An 8,501-nucleotide genomic window follows, 5' to 3' on the forward strand; every position below is an offset into this window, starting at 1 on the left:
CAGCCCCCGCCCCATGCCCCCAACCGCTACGGGCTCTACGGCGGACGGTCCCTGGGCTCCGGACACGCGGGCGTGGGCATGGAGCTGGGCTTCCCGTTCGTGTCCGCGCGCGGCGTGTACGGCGTCCTGGAGCACCTGGACCTGGGGCTGGGCGTGGACACCGTCTACGGCCTGATGACGGAGCTGCGCGCCAGCGCCCGCTTCACCCTGTTGGACAGCGACAACGTGAGCCTGGCCCTGGTGGTGGACGGCGGCCACGCGTTCTTCCTGCGCCCCCCGGACACGGAGGACAAGGGCGCGCGCTACCTGAGCGGCCGGCGCGACTGGAACGTGGCCCCGGGGCTGGTGGCGTCCTTCCAGGGTGACAGCCCGCGCGCGTGGAGGCCGTACCTGGACGTGCGCGCCCTCATGGCCTTCGACCTGGACCCCATCCAGAAGGATCCGCTGGGCGGCATCCCGCCCGCGTGGAAGCTGGATGCGTCCGTCCTCGTCCGGCTGGGCGCGGAGTTTCCCGTCGGAGAGAAGACGTCCTACGCTGTCTCGCTCGGCGGAGACTTCCGCAGCCGCTCCACGGACGCGGAGTTCATGCCCACGCTGTCCGTGGGCGTGGTGTCCACGCTGTTCTGAAAATCCCCCAACCCCTCTCGACCCGAGGTCATCTCATGCGCGGCAGTGTCATTGGTGCAGGTTCGTTCGGAACGGCGCTCGCCAACGTGCTCGCGGTGAATTGCGACGAGGTCCGCCTGTGGGGCCGTGAGCCTTCCACCGTGGAGGCCATCAACACCCTCCATGAGAACCCCACCTACCTCAAGGGCATCCCCCTCTCCGAGCGCGTGCGCGCGACGACGGACCTGGAGGAGGCGCTGGCCGGCTCGGAGATGGTGGTGCTCGCCACGCCCAGCCACGCCACGCGGGAAGTGCTCGCGCGCGCCAAGAGCTTCCTGCCCAGGAGCGTGCCGCTCGTCACCGTGTCCAAGGGCATCGAGAACGGCACGCTGCTCACCATGACGGAGCTGCTGGAGGACTGTCTGCCGGAGGAGTTCCACCCGTACGTCGCGGTGCTCTCCGGCCCCAGCTTCGCGAAGGAGCTGGCCCGCCGCATGCCCACGGTGGTGACCATCGCGTCGCACTGGGACAAGGTGGCCCAGCGGTGTCAGAAGGCGCTGCAGACGGACACCTTCCGCTCGTACACGTCCACGGACGTGGTGGGCGTGCAGTACGGCGGCGCGCTGAAGAACGTCATCGCCATCGCCGCGGGCATGGCGGACGGCCTGGGCATGGGCCACAACGCGCGCGCCGCCATCATCACGCGCGGCCTGGCCGAAATCACGAGGCTCGCGGTGAGGAAGGGCGCCAACCCGCTGACGCTCTCCGGCCTGTCCGGCATGGGCGACCTGGTGCTCACCTGCACGGGCGAGCTCAGCCGCAACCGCCACGTGGGCATGGAGCTGGGCAAGGGCCGCAAGCTGCCGGACATCCTCGCGGAGATGAAGGAGGTCGCCGAGGGCGTCAAGACGGCGAAGAGCGCGCGCGACCTGTCGCTCAAGACGGGCGTGGAGCTGCCCATCTGCGAGCAGGTCTACCTCATCGCCTACGAGGGCAAGAACGCCAAGATGGCGGTGGTGGACCTGATGACGCGCCAGCCGAAGTCGGAGCTGTCCGGCGTCTGAAGCGCGGGCTAGTAGCGGCGCGGCCTGGCTTCCGGGCCCGCGCCGCGCACGCGCCACACGGTGAGCCGCTCGGAGTTGGTGTGGCTCAGGACGAGCCCTTCCGTCTGCATCTCCTCCAGCAGGCGGTTCGTCTTGAGCCGGTCCAACCCGATGGTGCGGCCCAGCAGGTCTCCGGGCATGCCGCTGATGTTGTTGCGCAGCTCGTTGATGATGGCGCGCTTGAACTCGTTCTTCTGCAGGCCGTCCAGGTCCTGCGACCGCCACGAGGACAGGATGCCCCAGCCGATGAGCAGCAGCGTCACCACGGCGATGACCGGGTAGACGATGTGGCTGTTCTTCTCGAGCAGCTCGATGTAGCCGGTGGTGATGGAAGAGACAGGCCGGTCGTAGTCCGGCCCGGAGTCCTGTCCGGGCAGACCTTCGATTTGGGCCGTCAACAACGGGATGAGCAGTTTCAGCGCGGGAGCCAAGGCCCCCCGACTCTACGGGGAGGGCCCCCGCGCCGACAACCCGCCCACCGTCACACCACGCCGATGGACTCGGACGCACCCTCGGCGAACAGGGTGGTGTCCGCCTTGGCCAGGAGCGACGCCAGCCCGTCGCGCTTCACCGCGCTGATGGCCACGCCGCCCTTGGAGCGCAGCAGGGCCTCCACCTCGTCCTCGGACAGCTGGTCCGCCTTGTTCCAGACCATCAGGCGCGGCTTCTCCATCAGGCCCAGCGAGGCGAGGATCTTCTCCACCGCCTCCACCTGGTCGTCGCGCGCGGGGTCGCTCGCGTCCACCACGTGCAAGAGGAGGCTTGCGTCGTACAGCTCCTCCAGCGTGGCGCGGAAGGCCGCCACCAGGTCCTTGGGCAGGTCCCGGATGAAGCCCACCGTGTCGGTGATGATGACCTCGCGCTCCTGCGGGAAGCGCAGGCGGCGGCTGGTGGGGTCCAGCGTGGCGAACAGCTTGTCCTCCGCCAGCACCTCCGCGTTGGTGATGGCGTTGAGCAGCGTGGACTTGCCCGCGTTGGTGTAGCCCACGATGGAGATGACCGGCACCTCGCGCCGGTTGCGCTGCGCCCGGCGGACGCTGCGCTCGCGGCTGATGACGTCGATGCGGCGCTCCAGGTTGGTGATGCGCTCGCGCACGCGGCGGCGGTCGATTTCGAGCTTCGTCTCACCCGGACCGCGGCCACCCACGCCACCGCCCATGAGGCGGCTGAGCGAGTCATCCCCCTGCACCAGCCGGGGCAGCCGGTACTTCAGCTGCGCCAGCTCCACCTGCAGCTTGCCCTCGGCCGTCTGCGCGCGCTGCGCGAAGATGTCCAGGATGAGCTGCGTGCGGTCCAGGATCTTCAGGCTCGTCGCATCGCCGATGTGACGGCCCTGCGACGGGGTGAGGTCCTTGTCGAAGATGAGCAGGTCCACCATGGACTGCATGGAGCGCAGGTTCAGGTCCTCCAGCTTGCCCCGGCCGATGAGGTAGCGCGGATCCGCTTCCCGCTTCATCTGGAGCACGCTGTCCACCACCTCCACGCCCGCGGTGCGCGCCAGCTCCTTGAGCTCCGCGAGGGACGACTCCGCCCGGGCGCGGTTGCCGTCCAGGCACACCGCCACCAGGATGGCGCGCTCCTTCCCGGACACCGTGCGCGCGGCCGCGTTGCGGTTGAACTCCTCCTCCAGCGCGTCCAGCGTGGACAGGAGGTCCGGCTGCTCGCCGTGCACGGAGGGCAGGGTGGACACGTGCCAGAACTCACCCGTGCCGTTCTCCGGCACCAGGTAGGCCCAGTGCAGCACGCCGGGCAGGCCTTCGTGGCCCACGCCCACGGCCGCCACGCAGTCCAGGCGCAGCAGCGCGAGGTCCGTGAGGTCGTCCTTCGTGAGGGGTTCGCTCTTCAGGTGCGTGTGCACCAACCGCAGGCCACGCAGACGGATCTGCCCGGCGCGAGCACGGCCGATGTCCGGCAGCTCCAGCTTGTGGGCGTTGCCCACGACGACGTGCTCGATGTCGCCCTTGCGGTTGATGAGGACGCCCACCTGACGGTTGAGCTCGTGCGACAGCTCGGTGAGGTGGCGGGCAAGCTCCGCGGACACGATTTCGCGCGGATCCACGCGGCGGCGGAAGGTGTTGCGCAGCCGCTGCTGCTCGCTCGTCTTCAGGCCCAGGGTGTTGCCGTAGATTTCCTTCAAACCGTTTCTCCTGGCGCGGACATCGAAGCGTCCTCGCCGCATTCAAGACATTGGATGGACAGGGGCCGTCCGCGTTTCATGACAACCGCCCCGGTTTTCCGCCTGCCACGAAGCCTGGTGAACAACCGGCCGCGCGCGTCCTTTCCCGTTCCAGCCTACGCTGCCCGCCGTGACTGATTCCGCACGCAATGCCCTGCGCGGGGCCCGCCGCGTGGTGGTGAAGATTGGAACCAACGCGCTGACCAGCGCCACGGGCCGCTTCAACCGCGCCCACTTCGACGCGCTGGGCCAGGACCTGCTGTGGGCCGCCGGGGGCCGGGAACTGGTGGTGGTGTCCAGCGGCGCCATCGCGCTGGGCATGGAGCGGCTGGGGCTGCCCGCGCGCCCCCGGGACATCCCGGGCAAGCAGGCGTGCGCGGCGGTGGGGCAGAGCCGCCTGATGCAGGCGTACGAGGAGGCCTTCGGCCACGCGGCCCGGACGGTGGCCCAGGTGCTGCTCACCCACGAGGACGTGCAGGAGCGCCGGCGCTACCTCAACGTGAAGCACACGCTGGAGCGCCTGCTGGCCGCGAGCGTGGTGCCGGTCATCAACGAGAACGACACCGTGTCCGTGGATGAGCTGAAGTTCGGCGACAACGACACCCTGGCCAGCCTGGTGGCCGGCGTGGTGGAGGCGGACGCGCTGGTGCTCCTCTCCGACGTGGAGGGGCTCTACACCACCGACCCGCGCAAGGACGCCGAAGCGCGCCTGATGCCCGCCGTGCCGCGCGTCACGGCCGAAGTGCTGGCCCTGGCCGGCGACGCCACCAGCGCGGTGGGCACGGGCGGCATGGCGTCCAAGGTTCGCGCCGCCGCTCGCGCCGCGGAGCTGGGCATCCCCTGCGTCATCACCTCCGGCGCGGTGCCCGGCCGCCTGCGCGGCGTGCTCCAGGGGGAAGAAGTGGGCACGCTCTTCGAGCCCGCCGGACGCCGCAGCGCGCGCACCGCATGGATCGCCCACGCGTTGAGGCCCCGGGGCCGGCTGGTGGTGGACGCGGGCGCGAAAGAGGCCATCGTCACCGGCAAGCGCAGCCTCCTGCCCAGCGGCGTGACGGGCGTGGAGGGGGACTTCGGCCGGGGCGACCCGGTGGACCTCACGGACGGCACCGGGACGGTGTTCGCCCGGGGGCTGTCCACCTACGACGCCAACGAACTCAAGCGCATCGCCGGGCGGCGGAGCGCGGACATCGAGGCGGTGCTGGGCTACCGCTACCTGGATGAAGCCGTGCACCGCGACGACCTGGCGGTGCTGTAGCCTCGGTCCGCGCAAGGGCCGCCTGGATGCCTAGATGGAAGAAGAGACCGTCTTCACGGTGCCGGACGCCGGCTCCGTGAGCCGCATCAGCGCGCGGAACTCCGGGGAGTCCACCTTCATCAGGAGCAGCGACACCTCCAGCTCCCCCGGCACCCGGCCCAGCTGGAGCTTGCGCTCCTGGCCGTGCAGCAGGGCCAGCTGCGAGTGGCCTTCGCCTTCCGGCAGGGACAGGTCCACCTGGAGCTGGAACGAGTCGCCCTCGCCCTTGGGCGTGAGCACCAGCCGGTAGTCCGGGACCGTGGCGCCTGGACGGCGGCGCTCGGCGCGCAGCGTGCGGCCCGCCTCGCCCAGCAGCTTGGGCTGGGCGATCAGCCGGCCGTCGCGCCGGACCTCCAGCGCGAAGTAGAGCGGTTCGTTGCGGGCCTGCGCCGGGGTGGAGACGAAGGCCAGCAGCACCAGCGCCAGCCCGGGAAGCCACTTCTTCAGCAGGGAGGTGCGGTCCATGGTCGAGCCCTCGTCAAGCTTCAGTCCGCCGCGTCGGCCCCACGGCAGCCAGCAAAGCCTCCAGGAGGCCCGCTGTCGCTTCTCACCCAAATCGGCAATGTCCAAGGAATAACCCAGACGCGCGCCGAGTGCGAGCCCCACGCCCGGGGTTGTCTGCTGGCTTGCGGACGAAACGAGGGGTACATGGCGATACCTGCTTGCCTGTTCAGGTTGGGGCGGCTATCCCCCCTTGGACGGAGCCAGCCCTCTTCGCTGTTCCCTTTCTGTTCGTTTCCAGCCCTGCCCCCTTCTCCCACCCCGGAAGTCCCCGGTCTCTTGATCTCCCGGGTCCTGTCCGCCATGGTCGTTGATCACCTGAATGGACCGCACGGAACGCATCCTTGATCTCGTGGCACTGCTGCTCGACGCGCGGGAACCCATCTCGTGGGCCGAGCTGCGTGAGCACTTCCCCGCGGACTACGGCGGGTCGGACGACGCCGCTGAACGCAAGTTCGAGCGCGACAAGGCGGAGCTCGTCGAGCTGGGCTTCCCCTTGAGCTACGTGCAGGGCGACGACGAGCGGCGCGACGGCTACCTCGTCGACCGCGACGTCTACTACCTGCCGGAGGCGGACCTCACGAAGGAGGAGCTGGCCGTGCTCTACGCCGCCGGCTCCGCCGCGCTGGCGTCCGGCGCGTTCCCCGGCCGCGACGACCTGGCGCACGCGCTGCGGAAGATCGGCTTCTTCGCCGGCGAATCCCTGCCCACCCCGCGCGTGCGCATGGAGCTGGGCACCGGCCAGCAGGGCCAGGAGAAGGAGGTCTCCGCCCGCCTGGAGCAGCTGTGGGACGCGTGCTCCGCGCACAAGTGGGTGCAGATCACCTACGGCAGCCCGCGCAAGGACGGCGTCACGGAGCGGCGCGTGGACCCGTACGGCCTCGCGCTCCGGCGCGGCGTCTGGACGCTGGTGGGCTACTGCCACCTGCGCCAGGGCCTGCGCACCTTCCACGTCCACCGCATCCGGGAGCTGAAGGTGAACACCGCCCGGCCGCGCACGCCGGACTTCGAGGTGCCGGCGGACTTCTCGCTGGACGCCCACGTGGCCTACTTCCCGTGGCAGTACCGCTTCCATGAGCCCCTGGAGGTGACGCTCCAGTTGACCGGGCCGCAGGCCTCGCGCGCGGGGTCGCTGTTCCCGGGCGCGGCGCTGGAGCCGGTGTCGGAAGGGGTCGTGCGGGCCCGCTTCCCGGTGACGTTCCTGGACGGGCTGACGCGCTTCGTCCTGTCGCTGGGGCAGGACTGCCGCGTCGAAGGGCCTCCGGCGGCGCGCGAGCGCCTGGAACAGATGGCCGCGAACATCCTGGCGAAGCACACGCCAGTCGAAGGCGAGCGGGTGAGCGCATGAGCAACGTCCACGAGCGGCTGCGCCGCCTGCTGTTCCTCGTCCCCTACGTCTCCAAGCACCCCGGCGTCACCGTGGAGGCCCTGGCCAGGGCCCTCAACATCAGCCGCGAGGACCTGCTGGAGGAGCTGGACCTGCTCACCTGCGTGGGCCGGCCGCCCTTCAACCCGGACGACTACGTCGACATCTACGTGGACAACGACCGCGTCTATGTGGACCTGGATCAGCGCCTGACCGCGCCGCCCCGGCTCACCGCCGGCGAGGCCGCGGCCCTGGCCGCCGCGGCGGAGCTGTTGCGCCCGGCCACCGGCGATGCGCTCCAGAGCGCCGTCACCAAGCTGGAGGGCATCATCCCGCCCGCGGCCCGCGAGCGCTTCCGGGACATGTACCGGAAGATCGACGCCTCCGCGGACGCGCCCCCGGCGCTGGGGCCGCTCACCCGCGCCATCCTGGAGCGGCTGGAGGTGACGTTCGGCTACGCCAGCCCCGGCCGCCCCACGGAGCCGCGCCGGGTGCGCCCCTACGAGCTGCTCAGCCACCGCGGCCAGTGGTACCTCCAGGGCTTCTGCCACACCCGTCAGGACGCGCGCCTGTTCCGGCTGGACCGCATGGAGGACCTGTCCGTCACCACCACGGCCTTCCAGCCCCCGCCGGATGCCCGCGCGGACGTGCCCAACCCGGCTCGCAGCGCCAGCGAGGCCTCCGTCCGGGTTCGCTTCACCCCGACGGCCGCACCCTACGTGAAGGAGCGCTTCGGCCCGGACGCCCGCCCGCTCGCCGACGGAGGGGTGGAGGTGCGGGTGGCCGGAGACAGTGAGCGCTGGCTCACGCAGTGGGTGCTATCCTTCGGCGGAGAGGCGGAGGTGCTGGAGCCGGCGAGCGCGCGCGCCGCCGTTGCCCGAGCCGTACATGCCTCGATAGGCTCCTAGGACGACATGGCCTTCCAACTGACGATCTCCGAGGGAAAAGACGCAGGCAAGGAGTTCGTCTTCGACCAGGACTCCGTGCTCATCGGGCGCACCTCCGAGTGCGACGTGGTGCTGTACGACCCTGGCATCTCCCGCCGCCACTGCCGCATCTTCAAGGACGGCGACGGCTACGCCGTGGAGGACCAGAAGAGCGCCAACGGCACGGTCGTCAACGGCACCCCCGTGCAGACGCAGAACCTGGCGGACGGCGACACGCTGACGCTGGGCCCGGTGACGTTCCTCTTCGCGATCGCCGCGGAGGACGCGCCCACCGGCGAGGACGAGAAGCCCGCGGAGGACGGCGCCAACAGCACGCGCATCGTCTCCCTCGACTCCCTGCGCAAGCAGCGCAACAAGAAGGCCGCCGCGGCGCTCGTGCCGGAAGGCGTGGACGAGGAGGACCTGCAGGGCATCCGCGCGGAGTCCACGCGCATGAACATGCGCGCCATCCGCCGGCCCACGTCCTCCGCCCAGCGCGCGGTGCCGCAGGTGCCGCCCCCGCCGGAAG

General features: G+C 70.5%; 9 protein-coding genes. 6 read left to right on the top strand and 3 right to left on the bottom strand.

Translation table 11 applies throughout. From position 1 onward, the window contains the following. Together D7X55_RS30485 and D7X55_RS30490 are read left to right on the top strand one after the other, a co-directional pair. On the top strand, positions 1-627 hold a 627-nt coding region (locus tag D7X55_RS30485; protein ID WP_121724897.1), incomplete at its 5' end, for a hypothetical protein. A 35-nt stretch (positions 628-662) separates the two neighbouring features. Continuing rightward, complete coding sequence (locus D7X55_RS30490) at positions 663-1,670, top strand: NAD(P)H-dependent glycerol-3-phosphate dehydrogenase (protein WP_120550292.1); 1,008 nt, start codon at positions 663-665, stop codon at positions 1,668-1,670. Between the two features lie 8 nt (positions 1,671-1,678). On the opposite strand, the gene D7X55_RS30495 is transcribed toward D7X55_RS30490, so the two are convergent. Together D7X55_RS30495 and hflX are read right to left on the bottom strand one after the other, a co-directional pair. Then, the gene (locus tag D7X55_RS30495; protein WP_233610162.1) at positions 1,679-2,140 is read right to left on the bottom strand and encodes a hypothetical protein; all 462 of its coding nucleotides are present in this window, start codon (positions 2,138-2,140) and stop codon (positions 1,679-1,681) included. Between the two features lie 50 nt (positions 2,141-2,190). Further along, positions 2,191-3,846, bottom strand: coding sequence for a GTPase HflX (gene hflX / locus D7X55_RS30500; RefSeq protein WP_199747213.1), 1,656 nt, complete (start codon positions 3,844-3,846; stop codon positions 2,191-2,193). A gap of 169 nt (positions 3,847-4,015) precedes the next feature. Between hflX and proB the strand changes: the two genes are divergently transcribed. After that, on the top strand, positions 4,016-5,140 hold the full coding sequence (gene proB / locus D7X55_RS30505) for a glutamate 5-kinase (protein ID WP_121724898.1): 1,125 nt from the start codon (positions 4,016-4,018) through the stop codon (positions 5,138-5,140). A gap of 30 nt (positions 5,141-5,170) precedes the next feature. Here the strand turns inward: proB and D7X55_RS30510 are convergent, their stop codons facing one another. Next, a complete protein-coding gene (locus D7X55_RS30510) occupies positions 5,171-5,644 on the bottom strand; it encodes a hypothetical protein (RefSeq protein ID WP_199747215.1) in 474 nt (157 codons plus the stop codon). A gap of 358 nt (positions 5,645-6,002) precedes the next feature. On the opposite strand from D7X55_RS30510, the gene D7X55_RS30515 reads away from it, so the two are divergent. The 3 genes from D7X55_RS30515 to D7X55_RS30525 all read left to right on the top strand — a co-directional run. Further along, on the top strand, positions 6,003-7,028 hold the full coding sequence (locus tag D7X55_RS30515; RefSeq protein WP_120550289.1) for a YafY family protein: 1,026 nt from the start codon (positions 6,003-6,005) through the stop codon (positions 7,026-7,028). Next, positions 7,025-7,954 (top strand): YafY family protein, encoded by a 930-nt coding sequence (locus D7X55_RS30520; protein WP_120550288.1) that lies wholly within the window; start codon positions 7,025-7,027, stop codon positions 7,952-7,954. The genes D7X55_RS30515 and D7X55_RS30520 overlap by 4 nt, the downstream gene beginning before the upstream one ends. Positions 7,955-7,960: 6 nt before the next feature. Further along, the coding region (locus D7X55_RS30525) for an FHA domain-containing protein (protein WP_147470271.1) at positions 7,961-8,501 on the top strand (541 nt) is incomplete at its 3' end.

Origin of the sequence: Corallococcus sp. AB049A, from assembly GCF_003668885.1 — a bacterium.
Classification (GTDB): Bacteria; Myxococcota; Myxococcia; order Myxococcales; family Myxococcaceae; genus Corallococcus; species Corallococcus interemptor.